At 49.9% G+C, this 26,220-nt stretch carries 18 protein-coding genes and 2 riboswitches; of the genes, 2 read left to right on the top strand and 16 right to left on the bottom strand.

Going from position 1 to position 26,220, the window contains the following annotated elements; translation table 11 throughout:
• Positions 1 to 52 precede the first annotated feature (52 nt).
• From ABDB91_RS01510 to fdhF, 10 genes are all read right to left on the bottom strand, one after another.
• A complete protein-coding gene (locus ABDB91_RS01510) occupies positions 53 to 1,402 on the bottom strand; it encodes a DVU_1553 family AMP-dependent CoA ligase (RefSeq protein WP_347489858.1) in 1,350 nt (449 codons plus the stop codon).
• A 5-nt stretch (positions 1,403 to 1,407) separates the two neighbouring features.
• Complete coding sequence (gene trsS / locus ABDB91_RS01505) at positions 1,408 to 2,805, bottom strand: radical SAM (seleno)protein TrsS (RefSeq protein ID WP_347491499.1); 1,398 nt, start codon at positions 2,803 to 2,805, stop codon at positions 1,408 to 1,410.
• Positions 2,798 to 3,253: a DVU_1555 family C-GCAxxG-C-C protein gene (locus ABDB91_RS01500; RefSeq protein WP_347489857.1), complete on the bottom strand. Its 456-nt coding sequence runs from the start codon at positions 3,251 to 3,253 to the stop codon at positions 2,798 to 2,800. Before ABDB91_RS01500 ends, trsS begins: the two co-directional genes overlap by 8 nt.
• Positions 3,246 to 4,010, bottom strand: a complete 765-nt coding sequence (gene trsM / locus ABDB91_RS01495) for a DVU_1556 family methyltransferase (RefSeq protein ID WP_347489856.1) — start codon at positions 4,008 to 4,010, stop codon at positions 3,246 to 3,248. Before trsM ends, ABDB91_RS01500 begins: the two co-directional genes overlap by 8 nt.
• An 80-nt stretch (positions 4,011 to 4,090) precedes the next feature.
• Positions 4,091 to 4,300, bottom strand: a complete 210-nt coding sequence (locus tag ABDB91_RS01490) for a DVU_1557 family redox protein (protein WP_347489855.1) — start codon at positions 4,298 to 4,300, stop codon at positions 4,091 to 4,093.
• 37 nt (positions 4,301 to 4,337) lie between these two features.
• Positions 4,338 to 6,662 (bottom strand): pyridine nucleotide-disulfide oxidoreductase/dicluster-binding protein, encoded by a 2,325-nt coding sequence (locus ABDB91_RS01485; protein ID WP_347489854.1) that lies wholly within the window; start codon positions 6,660 to 6,662, stop codon positions 4,338 to 4,340.
• A gap of 172 nt (positions 6,663 to 6,834) precedes the next feature.
• The gene (locus ABDB91_RS01480; RefSeq protein ID WP_347489853.1) at positions 6,835 to 9,612 is read right to left on the bottom strand and encodes a molybdopterin-dependent aldehyde oxidoreductase; all 2,778 of its coding nucleotides are present in this window, start codon (positions 9,610 to 9,612) and stop codon (positions 6,835 to 6,837) included.
• Positions 9,613 to 9,677: 65 nt separating this feature from the next.
• Positions 9,678 to 10,703, bottom strand: a complete 1,026-nt coding sequence (locus ABDB91_RS01475; protein ID WP_347489852.1) for a molybdopterin-binding protein — start codon at positions 10,701 to 10,703, stop codon at positions 9,678 to 9,680.
• 156 nt (positions 10,704 to 10,859) lie between these two features.
• Positions 10,860 to 10,978, bottom strand: a riboswitch (molybdenum cofactor riboswitch).
• Positions 10,979 to 11,462: 484 nt separating this feature from the next.
• The gene (glp, locus tag ABDB91_RS01470) at positions 11,463 to 12,695 is read right to left on the bottom strand and encodes a gephyrin-like molybdotransferase Glp (protein WP_347489851.1); all 1,233 of its coding nucleotides are present in this window, start codon (positions 12,693 to 12,695) and stop codon (positions 11,463 to 11,465) included.
• Positions 12,696 to 12,817: 122 nt separating this feature from the next.
• Positions 12,818 to 15,505 (bottom strand): formate dehydrogenase subunit alpha, encoded by a 2,688-nt coding sequence (fdhF, locus tag ABDB91_RS01465; protein ID WP_347489850.1) that lies wholly within the window; start codon positions 15,503 to 15,505, stop codon positions 12,818 to 12,820.
• 191 nt (positions 15,506 to 15,696) lie between these two features.
• Positions 15,697 to 15,818: riboswitch (molybdenum cofactor riboswitch) on the bottom strand.
• Positions 15,819 to 16,028: 210 nt separating this feature from the next.
• On the opposite strand from fdhF, the gene ABDB91_RS01460 reads away from it, so the two are divergent.
• Both ABDB91_RS01460 and ABDB91_RS01455 read left to right on the top strand, forming a co-directional pair.
• The gene (locus ABDB91_RS01460) at positions 16,029 to 17,405 is read left to right on the top strand and encodes an MATE family efflux transporter (RefSeq protein WP_347489849.1); all 1,377 of its coding nucleotides are present in this window, start codon (positions 16,029 to 16,031) and stop codon (positions 17,403 to 17,405) included.
• A 128-nt stretch (positions 17,406 to 17,533) separates the two neighbouring features.
• Positions 17,534 to 19,726, top strand: a complete 2,193-nt coding sequence (locus tag ABDB91_RS01455; protein ID WP_347489848.1) for a DNA topoisomerase III — start codon at positions 17,534 to 17,536, stop codon at positions 19,724 to 19,726.
• Positions 19,727 to 20,254: 528 nt separating this feature from the next.
• Here the strand turns inward: ABDB91_RS01455 and ABDB91_RS01450 are convergent.
• The 6 genes from ABDB91_RS01450 to ABDB91_RS01425 form a co-directional block, all read right to left on the bottom strand.
• The gene (locus tag ABDB91_RS01450; protein ID WP_347489847.1) at positions 20,255 to 21,832 is read right to left on the bottom strand and encodes a methyl-accepting chemotaxis protein; all 1,578 of its coding nucleotides are present in this window, start codon (positions 21,830 to 21,832) and stop codon (positions 20,255 to 20,257) included.
• Positions 21,833 to 21,972: 140 nt separating this feature from the next.
• The gene (locus tag ABDB91_RS01445; protein WP_347489846.1) at positions 21,973 to 22,248 is read right to left on the bottom strand and encodes a hypothetical protein; all 276 of its coding nucleotides are present in this window, start codon (positions 22,246 to 22,248) and stop codon (positions 21,973 to 21,975) included.
• 328 nt (positions 22,249 to 22,576) lie between these two features.
• The gene (gene folE, locus ABDB91_RS01440; RefSeq protein ID WP_347491498.1) at positions 22,577 to 23,134 is read right to left on the bottom strand and encodes a GTP cyclohydrolase I FolE; all 558 of its coding nucleotides are present in this window, start codon (positions 23,132 to 23,134) and stop codon (positions 22,577 to 22,579) included.
• A gap of 124 nt (positions 23,135 to 23,258) precedes the next feature.
• The gene (locus tag ABDB91_RS01435) at positions 23,259 to 24,041 is read right to left on the bottom strand and encodes a HisA/HisF-related TIM barrel protein (RefSeq protein ID WP_347489845.1); all 783 of its coding nucleotides are present in this window, start codon (positions 24,039 to 24,041) and stop codon (positions 23,259 to 23,261) included.
• Between the two features lie 6 nt (positions 24,042 to 24,047).
• Positions 24,048 to 25,112 carry a hydantoinase/oxoprolinase family protein gene (locus ABDB91_RS01430; protein WP_347489844.1) on the bottom strand — a complete coding sequence of 355 codons (1,065 nt, stop codon included), beginning with the start codon at positions 25,110 to 25,112 and terminating at the stop codon, positions 24,048 to 24,050.
• A gap of 26 nt (positions 25,113 to 25,138) precedes the next feature.
• Complete coding sequence (locus ABDB91_RS01425) at positions 25,139 to 26,167, bottom strand: ATP-grasp domain-containing protein (protein ID WP_347489843.1); 1,029 nt, start codon at positions 26,165 to 26,167, stop codon at positions 25,139 to 25,141.
• Positions 26,168 to 26,220 lie beyond the last annotated feature (53 nt).

Here is a 26,220-nt window from a genome sequence, read left to right as displayed (position 1 = left end):
GGATATTCCACAATATCGGCCATATTCCACCGGTAAGCCGTTTTTATATATGTCAGGCACCGCTTTGGGGACGCAAGTCCCGGATTATTCGTTTGGATGGTTTCCAGAGTATCCCGGAACAATCCGCTTCAATGGGCGTCAAGGCCAAAGAACCTTGCTTGATGTTTTCAGCAACCACAGGGATGGATAGCAGCGCTTTTTGGATAGACTCCGTTATTTCTTCCCCGACCCAACCGGCCAATCGGGTTTTAACGGCCAGATAATCAACACCGCTGCCGAATGAAATAGTTGCCGTGAAATCAAGCACCCCCGCTACCGCAAACAAAGCCTCATCCAGCATGGACATGCTGAGCAGGCCGCCCCCGGCCAAAGCAACCAGTCCTTTGACCCGATCCTTCACCGGAGCCATGCGCCTCAGCACGGTGCCGCAGGGACAAGGCCCGGGGATAAACCGGGCCAGATCTCCGGTGCGATACCGGATCAGCGGCATTCCCCCGCGAGTTAAGGTGGTGAAAACAATTTCCCCCTCTGCGCCTTCCGGCAGCACCGCACCGGTTAGGGGGTTAACTATTTCAAATATAAAGTCGGCCTCTCTCATATGATAGCCCGCCAGCGCCGCGCATTCCAAGCCGCCACCCAGTCCCATCTCGGTCATGGCGTAGTGGTTGAACACCCGGCAGGACCATTTCTTTTTGATCCAATTGACAACGGCCCGGGGAACATGGTCGGTATTTAGTACCACGTTTTTGATATTAACCTGAAATTTATTTTCGCCCGGCGCTTCATGACAGGCCAATGCCAGTACCTGAGCCGGTATCCCCAACAAAGTGTCCGCCTGTTCCGCAGCCATTACTTTCAATGTGTCTTCGGGATCCCTTATAATGCCATACGGTACGGGTATAACATTCATGCGCCGCACGCTTTCCGCAAACAAATCGCCAACGCTTCCGGGCCGCTCATAAGGAAGCAGGATCAGCACCTTATCACCCGGCTTGGCAATAACAGTCATACCATGGTGAAAAAAGTCTTTCGTAAGCTCCTGGTCGTCGGCAGTAAAAAAGATCCTTTTGGGCAAACCCGTCGTACCGGAGCTTTCCATGGTGACCACCCGTTTTATGTCGTCCTGGGAACAGCACAAAAACCGCAGTGGATTTTGGCTAATATCATTTGCCGTTGTAAAAGGAAGGCTCTGCAAGTCTTTTAATGAACTAATTTTATCCGCAGGAAAACCGCCCAAAGCAGCGCGATAAAACAAGCTTTTTTCACGGGCCAGGGCAACGGTTTCCTTTAACTTCTTCAACTGATAGCTTGCAATCAGAGCAGGGGTCAGCCTCCCCGCCTCCCCGGCTCTGCCCGTTATTTTATTAAGAATCCACTGCTCCAAAGGTGTTTTGTCAATCAAACCGCCTACCGCCCCCTGTAGATGGATCTGCCCTGATTGTCCGTAAGGTTATAGGCACAAAAAGGAATAAGCTTCCCATCGGGAGATACCGTGTGGATACAGCAGTCCTTAACCCGTTCCAGGTCAACGTTCCATACATCCTGAAAAGCCATGCCCGAAATGCAGAAGGTATGGGTTTTAGCCCTTTCCAAGAATAGGTCCAGGCTATCCGGCTGTTCATCATTTTGTTCGGCAGCACTGCATTTACAACTGCCTGTTTGCCGGCTTGGCAGCGGCTGCATTGCCGACCAATGGTTTGCTACAAATTTCCTCGCTTTCCTTGACCCATCCACCGCCAGCTCCGGAGTGCAGCAGCAATTCGACGCCTGCCGGGCGGAGTCATGCCTGGTGGTAGGCAATAGCCCTCCATCCGGCATTAAAATGAAGTTGCCGTGAAATGAGCACAGGGCGTTTTCACAACCCGGCGGACGGAAATTCTCTATTTTAATCCGGCCGGCCGTTTGATGCTCAATATTGCTGATAACTTCCGGCAGGGTAATGCGCATCTTCTCCGACGGCGGCTGGGGATAGCGCCCGAAGTAGCTGACGGGCTGGAAATGCACCCCCCGCACTATCGGCAGCCATTCCAGGGCCAGGTCAATAATGCTGCCAAGATTATGGTCGTTAACACCCGGAACCACGGTAGGCACCAGAATTACTCCAATGCCCAGCTCCCCGCACAGCCGGATTGTTTCCAGCTTGGCGGCCAAAAAATCGCCGCCCCGCAGTTTACGATATATTTCCTCTTGCGTCCCGTCAAACTGAAGAAATAAAGAGGCAAGCCCGGCCTGCGACAAGGCTTCCAGGAACTGCGGCTCACGGCTCAACCTCAGGCCATTGGTGTTGAGCTGAATAAAGCCAAAGCCCATCTCCCGCCCCATGGCAACCAGCTCCGGCAAGTCGTCCCGCATGGTGGGCTCTCCGCCGGAAAGCTGGATATTATATGGCCCCCCAACGTCCAGGAGACGCCGGTACCAGCCCCTGACGGTTTCCGGGTCGGGGTCCGGGGCAACCTTCCCGGCATCGGCAAAACAAAAAGAACAACGCAAATTACAACGACCGGTTACTTCCAGCACCGCGGTACAGGTATGCTGGCGATGGTCGGGACAAAGGCCGCAGTCAAAGGGACAGCCGCGTTCAACCCGGGTTAGGGGGACCTTTATGTCAGCCGGAATTTTCGGTCTTATCCAGGACTGAAAAAGCGGCCGGCCACGCCATATCGGCACTTTGAAACTCCCGTGCTCCGGACATTCCTTTTCCAAAAACACCTCGTCTCCCCGCGCCACCCGCCTGGCCGGAATTTTACTCAGACAATAAGGACAAAGGCTTTCCGTTACCGAGAGAACATGCCCTGCATCAGTCATCTTTCTCACCGGCCAATTCAACCCCCCGGGCAAGCATAATTTCCTTGACCTTGTTATAGGTTTCAATGACGATACTGCTGCATTTGGGAGAAACTACTTTTTCCGCCAGACCTTCGCCCAGAATATCCCCACAGTCAATCCCGCCATAGGTCCGACCGATTTCCCCCTCAAACCATTGCACCAGTTCATCAATCATCAACAAAAACTCATCGTGTTCCTTTTCCTCCGGCGTACCCCTGCCTGTGTACAGGCTCAGCAGACAAACGCCGCCAATCAGCGCGCCACAAGTTTTACCTGAAAACCCCAGCCCGCCGCCAAGACCCGCCATGGACCGGATCAAGCCGGGATTGTCCTCACCCCGGCTTTCCAGACCAAGAGCAAGCAGTATCTGGCTGCAATTAAACCCTTGCCGGTGCAATTCCAGCATACGCATTAGTTCATTAGTCATTACAGCAACTTCCCTCCTTACTGCTGCCGGTTTTTTTAGCCAGGACCAAGACATACCCCGGCCGGGCTTTTTGAACCGTCCTTTTAATCTCAGCACAGGAAACGGACCGGTCGGATACACAGCCCCAGAACATGTCCATGGAGCCATGAGCCAAGATTAACCTGGCGGTCAGCTCTCCCAAAAGCCTGGAATGATCTTCCCATAAAACGACTTCAAAGCCTCCGGCGCTAATTTTTTGGGTTAGTGTTTGAACGGACATAGCTCCGGTCAGACAGCCGGTCAAAGGAAGACTATGCAGTTCATCCACTCCTGCCGGGTTACGGACGTAAACATCGGCAACCACCAGCCACCCGCCATCCTTCAATACCCGGCAGCATTCCGCCAAAGCCTTGTCCGGGCTTTCCATCACGGAAAGAGTGCATTCCGCAAAAACACCGTCCATTTCCCCATCCCCAAAGGGTAAATTCTCTCCGGCCGCTTCCCAAAGAGGCAGGCCGGGATGTCTCCGGCGGCCTTGCCCAAGCAGCACGGAGGAGGGATCCACACCGACGGCATCCAGATGATAACGACAAATCAGATGCTCCACCGTAGCACCAACGCCGCAGCCCACATCCAGAACCCTGGCCCCTGCAGCAAAAGAACAAATAGCAAGCGCTCGGTCCGTGATGGCAAACCCGCCGGGTCTAATTGTATCTCCGGTCACATCCCGGATCGGTCTGCCCTCGTACAGCGGGCACGATACAGTAGGATACACCATCCTCACTCCTTAGCGCAAAGATAACACACCTCTTAAAAATACCAATTGTTATACATATTTTGGGTAAGGAATATCCCAAATTATTTATCTTCCAAAGTTTTTTCCACTTCCAGCATCTTGCCCAGGGCCAGTTCCTCGGTAATTAGGACAAACCCGCATTTTTTGCATCTTAACAATTCAACCGGAAAATCACTGCCCATATACGATACCGTAACCTTACCCGGCTCCATGGGCATATTGCATTTAAGACATTGAAAAACACCTTCCGCCTGCATATCCTTGCCGGCCACTTTTTCACATCCTTAATTAAAGACAAGATAGGTTTTCTTAACTATTGCCCTCTACTTTCATCCGGTGCGAATAAACATTGTGAATGACAAACCCGTCCTCTTGCCGGGTATACTCCACCCAGTAGGTAACGCTTACCGGCCTGTGACAGGCCATAATATGACCGTTATGGCGATTTAATAGTTTTTGGCCGCTCCCTTCGGCATGTTCAACAACCTTCTGAACATCTTCCTTCAGGATCAGGCGCTCCTCCATGATTTCGCCCACTTCGTCGGAAATAATTAAATTGATTGCTTCATACGAGCTTTGCTCCACCGTCACCTTATCCCCCCAAACCTCCTTGAGCATTGTGTTTTTAAGCCTGGCCCTGTTTTCACGCCTCTGTGAATAACCCGGCCCCCGTTCCGCCGCCGAGGTCATGTCTGTCTCACCGTAAATCAAATCCAGGAGGTGGTATGTCTTCTTACCCTTGGCCGCAAAATTATCCCGGCACATGGCGCAGTAGGCCACATAGTCGGCGGGGCTTTCGTTGATGCGCCGCCTGATGGTATCATCCGCCAGTTTCCGGTTGGCAAACGACATCAAACCTCCGTATCCACAGCATTCCGTCGTTTCGCGACTGGTCGGTAATTCTTCAATCCTGATACCGAGCTTTTGCAATATATTTCTGACACTTTGGTGGACATGTTTTTCATGCCTGGCAGTACAGGCGTCCTGTACAGCCACCAACCCCGGCCTTTGCGACACGGCAATCTCCGGCAGGCCAATCTGGTCATATAATTCCCAGAGAGATACAATATCAATCTCGGGCAAGTGCTCCTTAAACATTTGATAGCATGTGGAACAGGCCAAAATCAAGCCCGGCCTGCCCAGGGCCTGCCACTGTTCCTTAATTTCGCGCAGCCCCGTCTGAAACAGCTCGGTTCGTCCGGACCATTCCGCCGGGGCGCCACAGCAGCGCAACATCAGGCCGACCCCTCCGGCAACCCGCTCCGTCAGATCAACATAAGTCTTGATCACCTGGTCGGGCTTGGAAGCGCCTAACTGGCATCCCGGGAAAAAGATGTAGCGGCTTAACTCATAACCCGGTTGGTGGCGGGTCAGCACACACAGCTCACTATTGCTGAAATCCATGTCCCGAATAGGAAAGTCATGGGTGGAAGGCGGCATTTTCCCTTTTTTGAACATTTCACTCCGGGCTTCCCGGCACAGATCCGCCATATTAAAACCTTCCGGACAAACCTCCTGGCAAAGACCACACAGACTGCAGGAGTTTATTAAAGCGTTGGCTTCGTGCAGCCCCATGATCATTTTAAGATTATGGCTAATTTGCCGGACATACTTTTTAGGATAAGCTTTAAAATGGTCCAGGTAGGGGCAGGCCTTCACGCACTCCAAACACTCGCACACAAGGCAGCGCCCGGCTTCCACTATGGCTTCCTCCCGTGTGTATCCATGTGCGGGATTGGCCGGCACAACAGCGGGAAGCGGTTTAACCCCCTTGGTGCCGGTGAAAAGTCTGGTCCGGTAAGGCCCCTCATTTTCGCGGGCGGCGGTCAGTGACACCTGCTGAAGATAACGGTCAATAGATATAGCGGCCCGCCTGCCGTCGGAAAGGGATCCAATAGGCGAATACCCGGGCCCGCGCAGCAGGCCGCCCCCGGCAAAAACTCCATCCGGCCCGGTGGCCAGGGTAACCGGATCAACAATAATCAGCCCCTCCCGGTTATAATTCAAGCCGGGCATAGCTGCGTTAATCTTACCGGAACCCAGGTAAACGGCATCAAATTCGCGACACAAATCTTCAACGGAGAGTGTTTGTCCCACCATGACGCTAAACCGAATCTCCACACCCAGGGAATCCAGTATGGCAATATCTTCCTGAATAATCCGCCGGGGCAGAACTTCAGCCGGCATTTCCCACAGTCTGCCTCCCAAACGGTCCGTGGCCTCGAAAACCACTATATTGTAGCCCTTTGCGGCCAGGTCAGCAGCCGCCCCCAAACCGCTCAGCCCTCCGCCAACCACTGCTACCCGCTTATCCTTCTTGGAGGATATGGTAAGCTTAACCGGCGGAGCGGAATTCATCCCGGCGCAGGCTTTCTCCAAGGCAGCTATGGAGATGGCGTCTCCCGCCTCCTGCCGCTTGCAGGCAGCCTGACAGGGATGGTCGCAAACCCGCCCGATGATCCCGGGAAAACGAACGGTTTTACTGAAAATCCGCCATGCCTGCTCAAAATTGCCGGCCTTTATTGCCGCCACGAAACTTCTTACATCCACATGAACGGGACAGGCTGTCATACAAGCAGGAGGGTGCTCCTGGGTGCATTTTTCTTCAAATTCAATTATCCGCTTTTGATCCATTTTACCCCACCATTTCCATAAAACACAAGTAACCTAAAACGAACTGAGCAAAATAGACAAAGATAGTTCATTTTAGGCAAAGCATGATTTTAGCAAAATTTTTAATTTACAAGAAGCTATTCTTGATTCAGGTGAGGTTGAACCCCACCTGAATCAAGAGAGATTTTAATGCTTAATAAGCAGGGTTTTTAATGGGCCGTTTGACCGCCGGGATTTCTTGACCCTGCAAACCGGCCAGTATCTTCTTCGGCAGAGCCGGAAGCTGTGTAATCCGCACTCCGCAGGCGTTGTATATGGCGTTGCAAATAGCGGCATGCGGAGAAGTAAGCGGCAGTTCACCCACGCCGGAAGCACCGTGCGGGCCATGTTTACGCTGGTGGTTTGCGTAGATGATTTCTATATTATCAGGAACGTCCTTAACGTAAGGGATACCGCAGGCAGCCATAGTGGTATGCTTCTTCAGATCTTCAAAATCTTCGGTAAGCGCAAGGCCAATGCCTTGGGCCAAACCACCGTAGATTTGCCCGTCAACAACTGTCTTGTTAATAACTTCTCCGACGTCGGCAGCCATGGTCATACCTGCGACCTGAGCCTTGCCGGTCTTGGTATCCACTTCCACTTCCGCTAAAAAGACACCGTACATGTAAACGGCAAATGGTTTGCCTTGACCTTGTTCATCGCAGGCGGTGCAATTATCGGCAGCCGTGCTCCACTTACCTTCATATTTCAGGGCAACGCCATTGGCAACTGCCTCGTCATAGTTCATGTAGGTTCCGTCAGCTTTCTTAAGTGCGCTCACCAGTTGCTCGCAGCCGTTTACCGCAGCGTTGCCGATAACCACCTGGGAGCGGCTGCCGCCGGCCGGCCCGCCGGCCGGAGCCAAGTTCATATCATTCATAACCAGCTTGATTTGCTCGGGCTTGATACCCATTGGCCGCAAAACTTCATGGGAGGTGCCCAAGAGACCCATATCCGCACCCTGCCCATGGTCCTGCCAGTTGGTGCTCACCTGGATCCTGCCGTCGGCCAACAATTCCACCCAAACTTCAGCACCGTCCACGCCATCCAAACCACAGCCGTAGACACCGACAGACACGCCAACACCACGTTTTTTCTCCGGCGTAGAGAGCGTTTTAGCCTTTTCCAGAGCAGCCTGGTACTTGGGCCTGATCGCGTCGATTAATGCGGTCATGGAGTATACTTCGGGCTCATGGCCTGAGGGGTTGGTATCGCCGGGGCGGTACGCATTAATATAGCGCAGCTCCAGCGGATCCATACCCAATTTCTCGGCCAAAACGTCCATTAAAGTCTCAGAGGCAAAAAGACTTTGGGGCGAACCGTAACCCCTAAAGGCGGAACCCCAGCCATGATTGGTGCAGACCGTGTAGCCAACTCCCTTGATGTTCGGGATGCCATAACCCGCACCGATGAATTGAGCGCCCCGCAAGGTAAGGAGATCGCCAAACTCAGAGTATGGGCCGTGGTCAACCGCATAGTTATGTTCCAGAGCAATGATTTTGCCGTCTTTATTGGCACCGTACTTAACGTCCATAAAGAAGGGGGACCGTTTGCCGGTGTAGGTAATCTGCTGGTAATAATTGAAGTTTAAGAAACAGGGCTTGCCGGTGGCCATAGTCGCAACACCAACCAGCGCTTCAATGGTGGGGCTGAACTTGTAGCCAAAGGTGCCGCCCACCCCCGGAAACTGAGACAGGAACAGATTTTTACCGGGCTCGAGACCAAGGCCTTCACTAATCATGGCAGCGTGCAGGTCAAGTCCGATACTCTTGGATAAAATCTGCAGGTTGCCGTTGTCATCATGGTAAGCGGCGGCAACGTCCGGCTCAATGGGCAGGTGAGGCTGGCGGCCAACAAACAGGTCTTCCATGGATACCACAACATCCGCTTTTTCCATCAGCGGCGCGGTATCCTCGCCCTTTATGTTTTCCTGTTTAAAGTAAACGTTCGGAGTGCCGGGGTGAATTTCAATAGCGTCGGGCTCCATAGCGGCAGGTGCGCTCATATAAGCCGGAAGCACTTCCAATTCCACATTGACTTTTTCCACCGCGGCCTGAGCATGGGCTTCGGTGTCCGCGCAAACGATAGCAATGGCGTCACCATACTGGAAAACCTTCTCATCGCACAGGATGGGCCGGTCATAGCTGTCTCCCTTGTTGCTCGGGAAGTTCAGGCCGTTAACGCGGTTTTTGCCTTTAACGTCTTTGTGGGTGACAATTTTGTAAACCCCAGGCATTTTTTCAGCTTCGGATGTATCAACGGCTAAAATCTTAGCGTGAGAAACCTGGGCCTGGACCAGTTTAAGCTGCAGAGTACCGGGCGGCATTTTGAGACCGAAATCGGCGCCGTAATCAATGGTGCCGGTAACTTTAGCCACGGCCGAAGGACGCGGGTAATCGGTGCCTAAAATTTTACCGTCGGCCGGCATTTGGAAGTTTAAATCAGCCACGGTTATTTCGCCGCGCATCAGGCGGGCGGCGTCCATCACTGCGTCCACCTGAGGCTTGTACCCCGTGCAGCGGCAAACATTCTTATGCTTCTGGAACCAGGCGCGCACCTCTTCCCTGGTCGGATTAAGATTTTCGTCAAGCAGGGCCTTGGCGGAGATAATAAAGCCGGATGCGCAAAAACCGCACTGGGCGGCGCCATGTTTGACCCAGGCCAGCTGCAGAGCATGCAGATTGGAGGGGGTGCCGATGCCTTCAATGGTAGTAATAATGGCATCATCGGGAACCTTTTTCATCTTGGTGACACAGGACAAGATAACTTTGCCGTTCATAATGACCGAACAAGCACCGCACTGGGCCTTGCCGCAGCCAATCTTGGTACCGGTCAAATGCAGTTGTCCGCGGAGAACATCTGCCAGAGCGGTTTCCGGGTCGGCAACCAAAGACATATTGGCACCGTTAATGTTAACTCTTTTCTTAAGCATATATTCATCTCCTTATATTAAGTATATTAAATATTTACTTATTTCACACGTTGTTAACCGGTACTTTAAATACCCTTGCCAAAACCGCAATCGGGAAAACGGCATTCATGACAGTTGGAACAAAGACCGCCATAACCCAGGGCAATAATATCCCTGCGAGTAATCACTTCCCCTGCCAAAACCCGCGGCGCTATTAAATCGAATATACTGCTTCGGTGATACATAACACACCCGGGCAAACCCATTATAGGCAGTTCGTCAATATAAGCCATCATAAACATAGCCCCCGGCAGAGCGGGCGCCCCATAACTGACAATGCGCCCCCCGGCGGCAACCACGCCCGCAGGCGTTACATCATCGGGATCCACCGACATGCCACCGGTAACCAGGATCATATCGACCCCCTCTTCCATTAATTCCTTAATGGCTGCTACAATCATGTCTATGCTGTCGGATACTAAAATCTGCCTGGCGACTTCACTGCCCCACTCGGCCAATTTAGCTGTCACTACCGGCCCAAACTTATCCTGAATACGCCCTTTGTACACTTCGCTGCCCGTGGTTACCATCCCGACTCGCATAGATCTCAAAGGTTTTATCTCCACCAGGGGAAAACATTCCCGGCAGATATGCTCTATGCCGGTAATGATTTTCTCTTCTATAACCAGCGGAATAATACGCGTACCGGCCACTATTCTATTCTTTTTAATCAGCTGATTTGAATGTAGGGTGGCAAACATAACCTGCTCTTGCTCATTAACTGCAAATAAAGCGTTTGTATTGATTTTTAACAGTCCGTCTTCCGCGGCCAGCAAGCTAACCTTTCCTTCACTGGGTTCCGATAAGATGAGACCATCGCCGGCGGCCGCCGTGGCCATGCGCAGTGCCGCCTCGTTTTCGTGCAGAATTCCTTCGCGCATTTCCCAAACATAGAGATGCTCTTTGCCGATATCCAACAGACTGGGAATATCCTCAGGCTTAACAACATGTCCCTTTTTAAACAGTGGTTTTTTAGCCTTACCGGGGATAATCTGGGTGAGATCATGGCAAAGCACCATCCCCACTGCCTCCTGTACCGGTACAGATCTCATGCTCACAGCCCCTTTCATTGGCGCACGCTAATCTAAAACAACTTATCAATTATCCTCGTCCCCAATAACAGTCAGGCATAAACACCCAAAAGCATAAACCTAAAACAATAAAAAGACCTGAACGCAGTAAAAATACAGCATCCCGGTCTTAAGACCAAAGTATTATACTGTACTCCTTTCCGCATCGGAAAGCTTGCCGTTTTTTCGACAAACCATAGCGGCCATACTACCTTAGCTCTCACTTTAGATAAGATGGCCCGGAATAATTATTTTGTTATTAATACAAGCAAAATCCATGCTAATTCATATTACCTTACCACCTTAAGATTATATAAAACCTTAAACTGGCTATCAAATGTTATTTCTTGTCATATTAAGATACCCATCCGTTCTCCAAATATGTCCCAAATATGACCGCCGCATAGTTCCATTATGATACAATTGCATCAAAATGATGTGCCAAACAAGCACATGCCGAATTTAAGCAGGATTGCAGATTAATCATTACTACTGTTACAGCTTTGTGTTACATGTCCGATAAATTAGCTAATTTCCACTATCTAATGGTTATTATATTCTGAATTCTGATCCTAATACAAAAATTCCTGCCCATATCATTGAATATAGACAGGAATTTTAGCTGCTAAATACCATGCAGTAGCCCGTTGTGCAACAGCCCCGCCGGAGCCCGCCTTTTCGCACGCACACTCAAAGTACAAGGCAAGCAAAAAAAGTCAGCGACTTTTTTATTATCGCTGACTACACAAATGGTAACTCTCGGGTAAAGTTACAGGCAAGCAATGGTATAACTGATACCTTTTGTCCTTCTTCAACAGGCGGGTGGCCTGCAGGCAGGTCAATTAACGCGTTATAGCCGATTAATGACCGCAGCATGCTTGATTTCTGACCCGGTAAAAATGCAACCTGCCACTGATTTTGCTTCCAGAATACATACCCCCTGACGAATCTTCGGGGCCCGCCTTTTTTTCGCCAGGCGTTTGCGCATATCGCTTCAAAGCGCACCGGATGCGGATCAAGGCCCTGCAGGGCATGCAACAACGGGGCGGCAAGCAAGTGATATCCCACCACACAAGCAGCCGGATTGCCCGATAATGAAATAATCGGCTTGGAATTTAGTATGGCAGCGCCGCTATGACTGCCCGGTTTTATTTTAACATCCCAGAACAGCAAGCGTGCTCCTGTCTGCTTGATCATATTAAGAGCTTGGTCGCAAACGCCTGACGCCGCACCTCCGGTAGTTATCACCACATCCGCCTGGCGCAGCAGCTTTTCCAGACACCCCCTGACCAGATCCTGTTCCGCATCACCAACTGTTTCCACGCCCAATACCCGGCCGCCTTCGCGCTGCACGAGAGCAGCCAAAAGCGGGCCGTTGCTGTCCCTCATTTGACCGGGCGCAGGTACCGTCTGATAATGTACAATCTCCCGTCCCAGGCTTAAAATAGCTACCTTGGGCCGTGCAAAAACATTGACATCACTTATACCGTAAGCGGCTAAAACACCGACCAACCCCGGGCCAAGCGGAACGCCGCGCCGCGCAATAATATCGCCGCCATGAAAGTCCTCCCCCGGAGATTTTAGATTAGCACCGGGGGCAACCTCCCTGGCAGTGACAACATACCCGTCTTTTACTTCAGTAAATTCCCAGGGTATAACAGCCCGGGTACCGGGGGGTACCGGGCCGCCGGTTACCACACCGGCAGCCTGTCCCGGTTCAAGGGAAAATTCCGGATAGTCACCCGGACGAAGACTTTCCTTTAGCTGATATTTTTCACCTGCACAACCGTCCGTTGAAACAGCATAGCCATCTACTGCCGACTGGCAGCAAGGAGGCAAATCATATTCGGTATAAATTTCCTGGCGGCATACGCGGCCGGCAGCTTCGGCCAGAGGAACCGACTGTCCGGGCAAAGGACTGCAATTACGTATTATAAGTTCCTGGGCCTCTTCAAGCGTTATTTTGGTCAGCATGTTTTTTATTCCTCCGTTTACCATGCCTGCGGACTTGTCAGATGAACAGGCCGGGAACGACAAACATCACACTTCAGGCAAAAACCGCCATGCCCCGGGCCGACAATATCCCTCATTTTAACTTAGACTGCCTCTTGTATCTTTTCAATCTTAATAGCGCAAGCTTTATACTCACCGGTTTTAGTTATCGGATCAAGAGCGGCGCTGGTCAAAGCATTAGTAGGAGTATCCCCGTAATGGAAGGACATCCAAACCATACCGGGGGGAACCCGGTCGGTAACCCGCACTTTCGTGGTCACCTCTCCCCGCCGTGAGGTTACCCTTGCGGTATCGCCGGTAGACAGTCCCAAACGGGCAGCATCTTCCGGATTAACTTCGGCATACTCTTGTGACCACATACTGTTGATGGAAGCGGAATACGGTGTGGTTACATTGTAGTGGTACAGTATGCGACCCGTAGACAGCAAGTAGGGATACTTCTGATCCGGCAATTCCGCGGGCGGAACATGTTCAATAGACTGGAACAGGCCCTTGCCCCGGACAAATGAATTGGCGTGCAGATAAGGTGTCCCCGGATGATCGGCGGTCGGACACGGCCACTGAATCCCCTTTTGCTCAATGCGCGGGTAGCTTATACCGCCATAGGACGGCGTTAGAGACGCCATCTCGTTAAAGATCTCCTCGGCACTTACATAATCGGCGGGGCAACCCATTTTACCGCAAAGTTCCGCAATAGCCTGCCAGTTGGCTTTGCCCGGCAAAGGCTCAATGGCCTTTCTAACCCGCTGCACCCGGCGCTCGGTATTGGTAAAGGTACCATCCGTTTCCGCAAAACTGGCGGCAGGCAGAATTACATCAGCATATTCCGCGGTTTCGGTCAGGAACAGCTCGTGAACCACCAGAAACTCCAACTTTTCAAGGCCGGAGCGAATATGGTTGCTGTTGGGATCGGTAAGCACCGGATTTTCGCCAAGAATATACATCGCTTTCAAGTCGCCGGAATTGGCTTTATCAAACATCTCGGGAATCATCAGCCCAATATCACCGGACAGAGAAGCGCCCCAAGCCTGCTCAAATTTTTCCCGCGCCGCCGGGTCAATCACCTTCTGGTAACCCGTGAATACATTGGGCAGCGCCCCCATGTCACAGGCGCCCTGCACGTTGTTTTGACCGCGTATCGGGTTGACCCCGGTGCCCGGCCGTCCCATGTGCCCGGTCAGCATGGCCAGGTTGGCAATGCTCATTACATTATTTGTTCCACATACGTGCTCGGTAATACCCAGGGTATAAAAAGTCATTGCTTTGTCGGTACCGGCGTAAAGGCGGGCCACCGCATACAAATCCTCTACCGGTATACCGGTTAAATCGGATACATACTCGGGTGTATATTTTTTAACGGTTTCCTTTAAGGCTTCAAAATTCTCGGTCCGCTCTTCAACAAAAGCCTTATCATAAAGCTCTTCAGCGATGATAATATGCATCAGTCCATTGAGAAACGGTATATCGGTTCCTGTCCGGATACGCAGCCAGTAATCGGCTTCCTCCGCCAGTTCTATGCGCCTGGGATCTACAACAATGAGTTTCGCACCCCGGCGTGTCGCCTGTCTCATTTTATAACCAATAATCGGGTGAGCTTCAGTGGTATTCGTACCTACCAGGAACAACAGCTCGGCATGGTCAATTTCTGAAATAGAATTAGTCATTGCGCCGCTTCCGAAAGAAGTAGCCAGACCGGCTACTGTCGGAGCGTGTCAGGTACGGGCACAATGGTCTACATTATTTGTGCCCATCACCCCCCGTGTGAATTTTTGTACAAGATAATTTTCCTCATTGGTACACCTGGCCGAACTCAGAGCGGCAAAAGCATCGCCGCCATATTTCGCTTTTATTTCGCCCAGCCGTTCCGCAATTACATCAAACGCCTCATCCCAAGATGCCGGTGTAAATTCTCCGTCGCGTTTAATCAGGGGAGTAGTCAAGCGCCGATCGCTATAAATAAAGTCCCAGCCAAACCTCCCCTTAATGCAAAGGGCGCGACCGTTCACCACACCGTCCGGGCCTGATTTGACCCCTACAACCCGGCCGTCATGGACACACAAGTCAAAACTGCAGCCGGTGCCGCAGAACGGGCAGGTAGTTGCAACTTTCTGCAATTCCCAGTGCCTGGCTTTGCCCTGGATCTGCTTTTCCATCAACGCTCCCGTGGGACATACGGAAACACAGGCCCCGCAGAAGACGCAGTCGGATTCCACAAAAGGAACATCAAAGAAAGTGGTAGCCTTGGTATCAAAGCCACGGTAAGCAAAGTCCAAATTATTTTTACCGGTTATTTCCGCGCAAGCCCGTATACATTTGCCGCATAAGATACACTTGTTGGGGTCACGTACGATAAAGGGGTTGCTGTCTTCCAGCGGATAATCGTGTTTCTCACCGATAAAGGGACTTGTCTTAACGCCATATTCATAACAGTATTGAGCCAGCTTGCAATCACCCATTTTTTCACAGGTAAGACAATCCAAGGGGTGATTGGCAATCAGTAGTTCAAGAATGGTACGCCTGGCCTCAATTACCGCCGGCGAGTGCGTTTGCACCACCATACCGGGAGTTACGGCAGTCACACAGGAAGCCGGCAGGTTACGCATCCCCTCAATCTCCACCACGCATAAACGACACGCCCCAAACGGGCTCAGGTCCGATTCGTAGCAAAGCCTGGGGATGTGGACGCCCATTTGTTCGGCGGCGTTTAAGACCGTAGTGCCCGCCGGAACTTCAATTTCTTGGCCGTTAATAACTAAGTTGACCATTTCCACAACACTACCACTCCTATCATTATTAATTTTCCTTTACTGTCTTATTAAGCAGCCGGTTTAGCGGCCGGCTTGATGAGTGCAAAATGCCCCGGGGTAAATAAAAATCTCCAGCCATGGCTGGAGAACCTTTATTGTGATCTCAAGATTACATAATAAAAAACAAGTTGCCAAATATGAACTGCCAAATATTTTAGTCTTAAGATCAAGCTCCTTTCCAACCACGGAAGGCGAACTCGTTTCCGATTCTACCCAACAGTTTAAACTGCCATGGCCAAACTGCTTTAGGCAGGAAAACTCGGAGCATATTATTATGTTGTAATGTAATATTAAAGTTAGACAACCCGATTTAAAATCCTGCTTTATTAAAATAATTTTTACAGAAGAAGACAGAAGATGTGAGCAGAGCACGAAACCAAGAAGACAATCCCGTACTTTTACATGTTGACGCAAAAAATTCTACGCGATAGAATGTGTTGTTATGGATTTTGGGCTGCTACACATAAAAATATAAAGGGGTCTTAACATGGCAAAAAGCACAATTATGGGGGAAGAAAAGATCGGCAGCTTACTTTGGAAATTTTCCTTGCCGGCCATAGTGGGCATGCTGATTAATGCCCTTTATAACGTTATTGATAGAATCTTTGTAGGGCAAGGGGTCGGCGCCATAGCTATAGCGGCCACAACGGTGGCCTTTCCGATAATGATTATTCTAATGGGTGTTTCCATTTTGATTGGTGTCGGCGCTACGGCGTTGATTTCTATACGCATGGGACAACAAAATATGGAGGAAGCGGAAAAGGTAGCCGGCAATGGCGCTACCATGTTAGTTATATTGCCGTTAATTTTAACGATTATTTATATGTTATTTTCCGAACAAATCTTAATCATCTTTGGAGCAAGCCGGGAAGTTTTGCCCTACGCCCGGGACTTTACCCATATTATTATGCTGGGGTCGGCTATTTTCTCCATAAGCATGGGTATGAATAATTTTATCCGGGCCGAAGGCAACCCCAGAGTAGCCATGCTCACCCAAATTATCGGCGGGTTAATTAATATAGTCTTAAACTATTTTTTCATATTTATCATAGGCATGGGCATAAAGGGCTCGGCTCTGGCAACCATATCGGGTCAATTTGTTTCGGCGCTCTGGGTAATGTACTATTACGCATCCGGCCGCAGCTTGATAAAAATAAGGTTAAAGAACCTTATACCGCAGAAAACTTTAATTATCAGCATTATATCCATCGGCTTTGCGCCCTTTGCCATGCAAATTGCCAACAGCATTCAAAACTTGATACTTAATAAGACCCTGATGGCCTATGGTGGGGACATAGCCCTTTCCGCCGTGGGCATCATGATGAGTATAGCCACCTTGATATTTATGCCCATACTGGGGATCAGCCAAGGGGCGCAGCCCCTTATCGGCTATAATTACGGAGCCCGGCAGTATGACCGGGTCAAGGAAACGGTGCGCAAAGCAGTATTTGCCGGTACCTGCATTGCTCTGGTCCTATATCTGGCTATTCATACCTGGCCTTACCAAATTGTGGGGCTCTTCAGCAAAGACACGGGACTTACCCAAATGACTGCCCCGGCCATGTTGGTATTTTTTGCTTTGCTTCCGGTTATCGCTTTTCAGATTATATGCTCGCAATATTTTCAGTCGGTGGGTAAACCCGTGCAATCCACCATATTAAGCTTATCAAGGCAGGTATTGCTGTTCATCCCTCTACTGCTGATTCTGCCCCGCTTTTGGGGTATTGACGGAGTATGGAGAACAGCGCCTATAGCCGATGGTTTATCCGTACTCTTAACAGCCGGCATAATATATATAGAAATGAAAAACCTGCCGAAATCCCTGCCCCTGAGTAATCCGGCAGGATCGACCGGCAATGTATAGTACGGGCTGCCTTGCCGTGATAGAAAGAGACGGTTTATTCGATATGCTTTATTCGATACACCGGTATTGATACCATTTCGATGTTTTTAATGCACATGTTTTCAATGCACATGGAGAGGATTGTTCATATGGATAAAATGTTGCTTTTAGCGGAAAAGCCCTCGGTGGGAAGAGACCTGGCCCGGGTTTTAAACTGCCATAAAAAAGGAAACGGTTATTTGGAAGGCGATAAACATATCGTTACCTGGGCACTGGGACACCTGGTAACACTGGCCGACCCCGAGGCCTATGACCAAAAGTTCAACTCCTGGCGGCTTGAGGACCTGCCCATTTTACCCCCTTATTTAAAACTGGTGGTAATTAAGCAAAGCGGCAGGCAGTTTAACGCCGTTACCGCACAGATGAAGAGAAAAGATGTCCGGGAGATTGTGATTGCCACCGACGCAGGACGTGAGGGCGAACTTGTAGGCAGGTGGATTATAGAAAAGGCTCAAATAAAGAAACCCATTAGACGGCTATGGATTTCCTCCGTTACAGATAAGGCTATTAAAGACGGAGTAAATAACTTAAGAAACGGCAAGGATTATGAAAATCTTTATGCCTCGGCTGTTGCCCGGGCCGAGGCCGACTGGCTGGTGGGCATCAATGCCACCCGGGCATTGACATGCAAACACAACGCCCAGCTTTCCTGCGGCAGAGTTCAAACGCCGACCCTGGCTATCATTGCCAAACGAGGTGAGGAAATTCAGAATTTCAAGCCCCGCTCGTTTTACGGCATTGCAGCCAAAGCCGGTAAATTAAATTTGACCTGGCAGGACAGCCAAACTAAAGATACCAGAATTTTTGACCGGGATAGATGCGCCAAAATATTAGCGTCCCTGCAGAATAAAAACGCTATTATTTCAGCGGTTGATAAAACCTATAAAAAGAGTTTGGCCCCCCGGCTGTATGACTTAACGGAACTGCAAAGGGATGCCAACAAGCTGTTCGGTTATTCGGCCAAGGAAACACTGTCTATTATGCAGCGGCTGTACGAGCACCATAAAGTGCTGACTTATCCCAGAACCGACTCCCGGTTTATTACCACGGATATCGTCGGCACCTTGAAGGAAAGGGTTGATGCCTGCGGTGTGCCGCCGTACGCCAAATCAGCGGCCAAAATACTGCGCGGCCCCATCAAAGCCAATAAGTCCTTTGTGGATAACAGCAAGGTAACTGATCACCACGCCATTATACCGACAGAACAGCCGGTTCTTCTTAATAATTTAAGCGATACGGAAAGACGCATATATGACCTGGCAGTAAAAAGATTTTTAGCTGTTTTGCACCCTCCCTTTGAATACGAACAAACCACTGTCAGAGCCAATATCGGCAATGAGCTTTTCATCGCCAGGGGCAAGGTCGTGATCGCCCAGGGCTGGAAAGAGGTGTACAATAACCATTTTGATGAGGAAGAGGAAACCGTGGACGATATTGCGGAGCAAGTATTGCCCGCTCTAAATAAAAGCGATGTTTTAAAAATATCGTCTGTATCCCAGACCCAGGGAGAGACCAGGCCACCCGACCCGTTTAATGAGGCAACCCTGCTTTCCGCCATGGAGAACCCGGCCAAGTATATGGCCGGGGAAAATAAGGATTTGATTCAAGTTATCGGCAAAACCGGCGGGCTGGGCACCGTGGCCACCAGGGCTGATATTATCGAAAAGCTGTTTAATAATTTCCTGATTGAGAAAAAGGGCAAAAGTATATTTATCACATCCAAGGGCAGGCAGCTGCTTGATTTGGTGCCCGGTGATCTGAAGACACCGGCATTGACCGCCGAGTGGGAGCAGAAACTGGAGGCCATTGCCCGGGGAAAGCTTAATAAAAATGATTTCACCGGGGAAATGAAGCGGTATGCCAATATAGTTGTTAATAACATCAAAAACAGCGCCGGCAAATTTAAACACGACAATTTATCCGGCGAGAAATGTCCCAATTGCGGCAAACGTCTGCTGGAGGTTAACGGCAAAAAGGGTAAAATGCTGGTTTGCCAGGACAGGGAGTGCGGCTACAGAAAAGGAGTCAGCAAGATAACCAATGCCCGGTGCCCCAACTGCCACAAAAAGCTGACCCTGCACGGCGAAGGGGAAGGGCAAATATTTATCTGCCCGTGCGGCTACCGGGAAAAGCTCACCGCCTTTAACGCAAGAAGGAAAAACGAAAAAGAAAATGTGTCCAAAAGAGATGTGCAGAAATACCTCCGGCAGCAAAAGAACTCCGATGAGGGACTGACCAACCCCGCCCTGGCGGAAGCGCTTGCTAAATTGAAGAAAGTATGACAATGTGATAAAATACAAATTACCGATATTATCAATAGCGGAAACAAAACCTTCTCCGGCATGTTTTAAGCGAAAGGATGGCTATAAGATATGCGGGATAAAGAAGATAAACGAGAAATAGAAGAATACAAGAAACATCCCATAATTAATTTTGTAGATTCAATAAACCGTTCAATGATAGGTGAACCAAGGGAGTTAACAAGAGGAGGCTGTCTTACCAGGATTATTACTACAGTTATACTTATCGGAATAATGTTTTTTCTTTATTTGTCCTGTAGGATTTTAACTTAATCAGCACTAACCCCCCGCTAAGCTTAGCGAGGGGTTCAGCATGTAAATTATTTTATTACAGAAATCTACATATCCCCCAATATCACTGGACAGATCAAAAAAATTGCAGGGAATGTATTTTATTGTGTGCTCGCTCTAGCCCCTACCGCCTATTCCCCAACGCTTCCCGGGCTACTCTATGCCGTCCGCCCCTCCGGGCAGAGCAAAAAGGCATACTACCACCACTGCGTCCCGTTTTTACATTTTGAATTTTTTCTCCACTTTTTCAAGTTCACTAGAGAGACTGTTCAAGTTTTCGGCGGCTGCGCTAACCGTCTCCATGACAGCGTTCTGCTCCTCCACCGAAGCCGCCACGTTCTGAACCCCGAACGAAATCTCCCGGCTGGATTTGGCAACATCCTTATAAAGTTCTTCCAGTTCATTGATTGAGTTCATTACTTCATGTATTATTATGCCAATCCCGCGCATCACCTCGGCGCCTGATTTAATCGACTCCATCTCCCGCCCGGTAACCTGAACCGCGTTTTCACTCTCCCACTGAATTTCACCGATTATGGAGTTAATCTCACCGGCGGCCCCGGCGGACTGTTCGGCCAGCTTTCGCACCTCTTCGGCCACCACTGCAAACCCCTTGCCGTGTTCTCCGGCCCTGGCGGATTCGATAGCAGCGTTGAGTGAGAGAAGATTGGTCTGCTCCGCGAAACCGGTAATCATCTCCACTATATGCGTAACTTTTTCCGCCTTTGAATTAAGCCGATTTATCACTTTTCCAACGTCCTCAGCCGTAGATGTTATCTCCTTTATCTGACTTGATAGATTATCTACGCTGCGTTCGCACTCCACCGTCCGTTCCGATACCCTTTCAAATTCACCGAAAACGTGCTGGATGTTATCGTCCACACTTTCCATGGTTGTCGAAATTTCGCTCACCGTTGCGGCCGATTCGTTCAGCCCCGCTGAGGCCTGCCGGGTATGAGACGCCAGTTGCTCGGACATCATGGACAGTTCATCTGATTTTTGTCTGATGCCCGTTACTATTTCCCGTAAATTCCCCAACATTATTTCTATAGTGTTGCCCAGAGCATCCACCTCGGTTTTTACCTCAACCTGCTTAATACTGTCCGATGACAGATCCCCTCCGGCGATAAGATTTACCTCATACTGAAGCCATTCCAACGCCAACAAAACCTTCTTCTTGAAATATACCACTATAGCCATAGACAGAAATAGCATCACCATGACTATAGGAAGCAGGACCAAAATAATTTCACGCATTTCCCTGTTGACACCGGCGATAAGGCTTGACGCTATTTGCTTTTGATATTCCACAGCCTCACGTGTTGTTAATGCCACGTTGACAGCCTTATAGTCCGTCACCATTTCTGAAATTTCCGCCTGATGCTCCGCCATTTTCCCCGGCAGGGACATCTGCGCTACACCCTGCGCCTGACGTGCCAAAACGTCCAAATCACCTACCGCCTTCTCAATGCTTTTGAGAGACGCCCTTTCTTCATCACTTTTTACTCCTTCCAATATTTCCTTCAACAATAAATTGACACCAGGCTCCTTGGAACGGTATTCGTTTAACATCTGCGGGTCACCTGTAACCAGGTAGCCGTAGATACAAGTCTCTGCTTCCCGTATATCCCCTGTCAAGCGCTCTATCTTTAAAGCTTTTTCTTCTCTGATCAATATTTCGCCGTAAACATCGTTCACTTTTTTCAGTTCATTATAGCCAAAACCGCATAAACCTGCGAACAATACGAATGCTATAACCGTTATCCCTATTATTATTTGCTTAAAATTAAAACTCATAGTTCTCCAGTCAGGTAAGGCTCTTATACTACGCTAACATTACTAAAGACAGGCAAGCCGCTGACTAGATCTCACCCCCTCCGTTTTTTTAGCGGATCGACCGGTAAAGCATATAGACCAATCCGTTACCAATTTATAGATTAGGAAGCGCAGGTTAACCAACGCTTCCCTTTCTCTTCGGTAAAGCTAAGTCTTAAAACCCCGAATCTTTCATTATACGCAATACGCAACACTGTCTTTACAACCTCGCGGCCCGAATCCTCTACCCCCGATATGGCTGATGTTAATCCAGCTCTTTCAGCAAGCTTTCCGGCGTCTTCCCAGTTGCCAACTCCCATCGCGGCCGCTACCGCCGCTGGAACAACCACGTTGATAGTGCAGCAGCCTATGTACGTTAGCTCCCGCACCACTGCCAAAGCAATGGTAATGGGAACGAAAAGATCAGTCTTTATGTTGAAAACGGCATCGGAACCACTTTGTGGGAAGGCCCCTTAAGGAACCACCTTCCGGCCGTCAATGGTTACTCCAGTACTTCTTGGCGTGGGGGCACAGTCACAATAAGCACCGACTTCAGGTCATCGTAATTTCTCCTGGCGGCAGGTATATAACAAGTTGATACGGACTTCCTTCAGTGTCCTTTATAACAGGCTGTGTCATTAAAAGACCCGTTCCCTCTGAGTATAGAGCCCAGCCGCCGGTTCCGGAGCCTGTTCAAGTATTACCCTCATGAGGTGAGACAAAATTCTACTGCCTGTTCATGATAAGCGAAAAAGCTTCGGCTCTGGTAGCCGGGTTCTTTTGAAAAATACCTCTTACTGACGATGTCACCGTTTTGGAACCCGGTTTTTTTATCCCTCTTATCGTCATGCACATATGTTCCGCTTCGATTACCACAAGTACCCCCTTGGTTTGCAGAATACTCTCAATCGTATCGGCAATTTGGCTGGTCAATCGTTCCTGGAGTTGGGGTCTGCGGGCATAGGCTTCGGCAACCCGCGCCAGCTTGGATAAACCGGTAATCTTACCGTTACAGGGAATATAGGCGATATGCGCTTGCCCCACAAAAGGAAGCAGATGATGTTCGCACATCGAATAGATCGGAATATCCTTGACAATGACCATCTCTTTGTGATTTTCGGAAAATTGGACCGCAAGATATTGATTTGGATCATCGCGCAGTCCCGCAAAGGCCTCTTGATAAAATCTCGCAACCCTTTTGGGCGTGTCCCTTAATCCTTCTCTGTCCGGATCCTCCCCCACCGCTTCCAGAATCGTCCTTACGGCGTTTTCTATTAACTCCATACGCGTGGCCACTTCAGTCACCTCATTTTTTCCTTTAATATAAATTAATTGTATAACTGAAAACTTCTCCGCATCTCCAGGCTCAGCAGCGCGCCCCTTCGATTGCCTTATCAAATTTCTTTTCTCAAGCATTTTGATGCAGCTTCCGGACAGCGCCGGGGGTAAGCCGTCTATCATGCAAAGCGGAAGCTACCAAAGCACCGTCCAGACCGTTATCGGCTAACCATCTCAAATCTTCGTAGCCGGAAATACCTCCTCCGACAAGAAGTGAAGTGCAATCGAGATCAATATCCGTCAAAACACGAAGACAATCTTGAATAAACGGTTTGTCCAACCCCTCTTTCGTCCCGACCCGGGCAAGCTGAAGCAGGATAAAATCCCGGATGCCGGTTTTTCTGATTTCTCGGATCACATCAAACGGTGACAGGCCGGCGATTTCCGCTGAACAGCCTATCACTTTCCGGTCCTTGGTATCAATGCTGACGACCAGGCGCCGGGACTCACCCACAGCCTGGATGATTTCCCTCAGATCTTTAAAGGAAGGCAAAGTTTCCGTTCCGACAATCACTTTTTCCACACCTGTTTGACAAACTCCCATCACACTTGCCGCATCATGAACTCCGGCATCTGCCATGAAGGAAAGCCCCGGGATTTTTATTTTTTTACGCTGGCCTATCAAGCCGAGATGATTTCTTCTCCCACCGGAAATCAGGGCATCCAGATCGGCAATATAAAATTCCGTAAATCCAAAACCTTGATAAAAGGCTTCCAAGACATCTGTATACTCGGCCGATGTTGTAAGCGCGCTTTGAACCGGCAGATATTTATCCCGCTCACCTCGGATTCCGCGTACCACAAGACCATCTTTAAGATCAAGGACCGGAATCACTTTGAACTGTCTTTTCACCCCAGATCACATCCTTCTCTGCTCTTGTTGAGACAGCAGCCAAGCTACCGCATAACAGGTCATGGCCGGATAGGCTTTTGCCCCTGGTATCATTTTCCGCCAAGGTATTGCCATCAATCCCAAACGTCTTGCCGCTTCCCTCAGAATAAAGCTCCCCGACCCGGTCAAGATCAACTGTTTGGGCGGCGGTACATCCTTTGCCGACACAATTTGCAAGATATTGTACATAATTTGTTCCGTCTGCTTTTCCATAACCATACGGGCCAGCCAATAAATATTTTTACTTCCCAATTCCTCCGGTTCCGCCCCAACCACACGGGCCAAGCGTTTAGCGCAAGCCTCCGTATCCCTGCTTTTCCCGTCGGGAGTCGCAACATTATAGGCCGCCTCCGGGATCAGCCCCAATAAACGGTAGACATCGGCCGTGATAGCAAAATATTCGTGAGCTACCCGGCAGCGGGAACCGTCTATGTAAACTTCATCAATCAGGGAATGGACCGATGTTCGAAGCAAGCCTGTGTACAACAGTTCTCCCCACAGCAAGCGCTCGGTATCCGTCCTGCCTCTGGCCAAGACTTTACCCGGGATTATCGGAAGGATATCCGTGGTGGTGCTTCCCATGTCCGCGAAAATAGCGGAATCCCGCAAATGAGGGCTGCGAACCAAGGCAGTGGCACTGGCCAGCCAATTGGCGGCAGCAGCCTGCAAGGGGTCACTTCTTATAGCGGACGGCCCGACGAAAACCTGCCCGGTAGTCCAAATGCGGATGGGAACCTCCGGGAAAGCCCTTTCTACTGTACTGAGAATGAGCAATACCCCTTCCGCTTTCGATTCAAAACAATCGCAAAGTTCAGCCGTCATGGATAAGGCAATTCCGTCAGGACTTTTTCCCGTCCGCTGCCCGCCGAAAAGCCTGAAGCCCGATAGAACATCACACAGCCCGTCCGGATCTCTCCACACTTCATGATAAATGGAACGCCCTTTTACTTTGAGAATCCTTTCTCCGTCGCTTTCCAAATAACATCCCTTGGTATTGGCCCCGCCGATATCCAGTCCTAAAATCGAACTCAACTTCAATCCACTCCTCGCAGCAAAAATCAGGCAAGCTGGAGACTATAGGTATATGTTCCTCTGACCTCCGGTTTTTCCGGCAGACTGTTCTCCAGGCCAAGCGCCAGGAGATCCCCGACCAGGTTGCGGGAAACGACTTCTCTCAGGGCCACATAAGCCATGGTGGGACGGGCATTGATTTCCATCAATACAGGGCCCCGGGTATTCACCACCAGGTCAACCCCGACAAACCCCTTAAGTCCCTGCACCACTTCACATGCCTTCACCGCTGTTTTCATGATCTCCCCAGCCTCGGCGTGAACAAAAGGAATAGTAATACCTTGAAAAACAAATTCACCCTGAATCTTGATGTTTTGCCTGTTGAGACTAAGCGGAAGCGCCTTGCCGCCAAGAACAAAGCAGCTGACGCTTACCGCTTGTCCGGGGATATATTCCTGGAAAAGAAAAATTTCTTCTTCCATTCGCGAAAGCTGTTCGATTGCCTTGTCCAGCCGGTCGCCCGTCTCAATCAGCCGGACGCCTTCTCCCCCGGCACCGTATACCGGCTTAATTACAAACGGAAAAGAAAGACAGTCTAAAATTTCGGCCTGCATGTTTTGGGGAAAAGGCTTCGAATACGTTTGAGATTTCGGAACGGGCAAGCCTTTCTTCTTCATTAGGTCCAGCATATCACTTTTATGGCAAACAATTTTCAGCGCATGGGAATTTGATCCGAGTACGATTTTCCCCCAACGCTCGGCAATAGCGGTTAATTCCGCAAGTATCCCCGCAATTTCCGGGGCGATGATCAACACAGCCCGGCAAGCCATTAAAGTCTTTTCATACTGCCGAGTCCCGTCTTTACTCCCACTACTCCAGCAAACATCAACTTTTTGGCTGTATGAGGCCCGGACAAAAGCCTCCCGGAGGGAAACATCGAGCACAGTCATGAGGTGCAGTTCAGGAATTTCAACAAAATCTTTTAAAATAGCGTCCAACATGGCAAAACCGGCTTGTTTCAAGTCCTGATTTTCCCTCGCCCCGGATGAAAAATACTCATAAATAAGAAGCTTCATCGGACACCCCCCCCTTTGGGAAATAACTTTGATATATAATAAGGCTATAACTC

This window comes from Desulfoscipio sp. XC116, from assembly GCF_039851975.1.
Lineage (GTDB): Bacteria > Bacillota > Desulfotomaculia > Desulfotomaculales > Desulfallaceae > Sporotomaculum.
The sequence above is the reverse complement of the archived record's forward strand: the minus strand, read 5'-3'. Positions and strand labels throughout refer to the sequence as shown.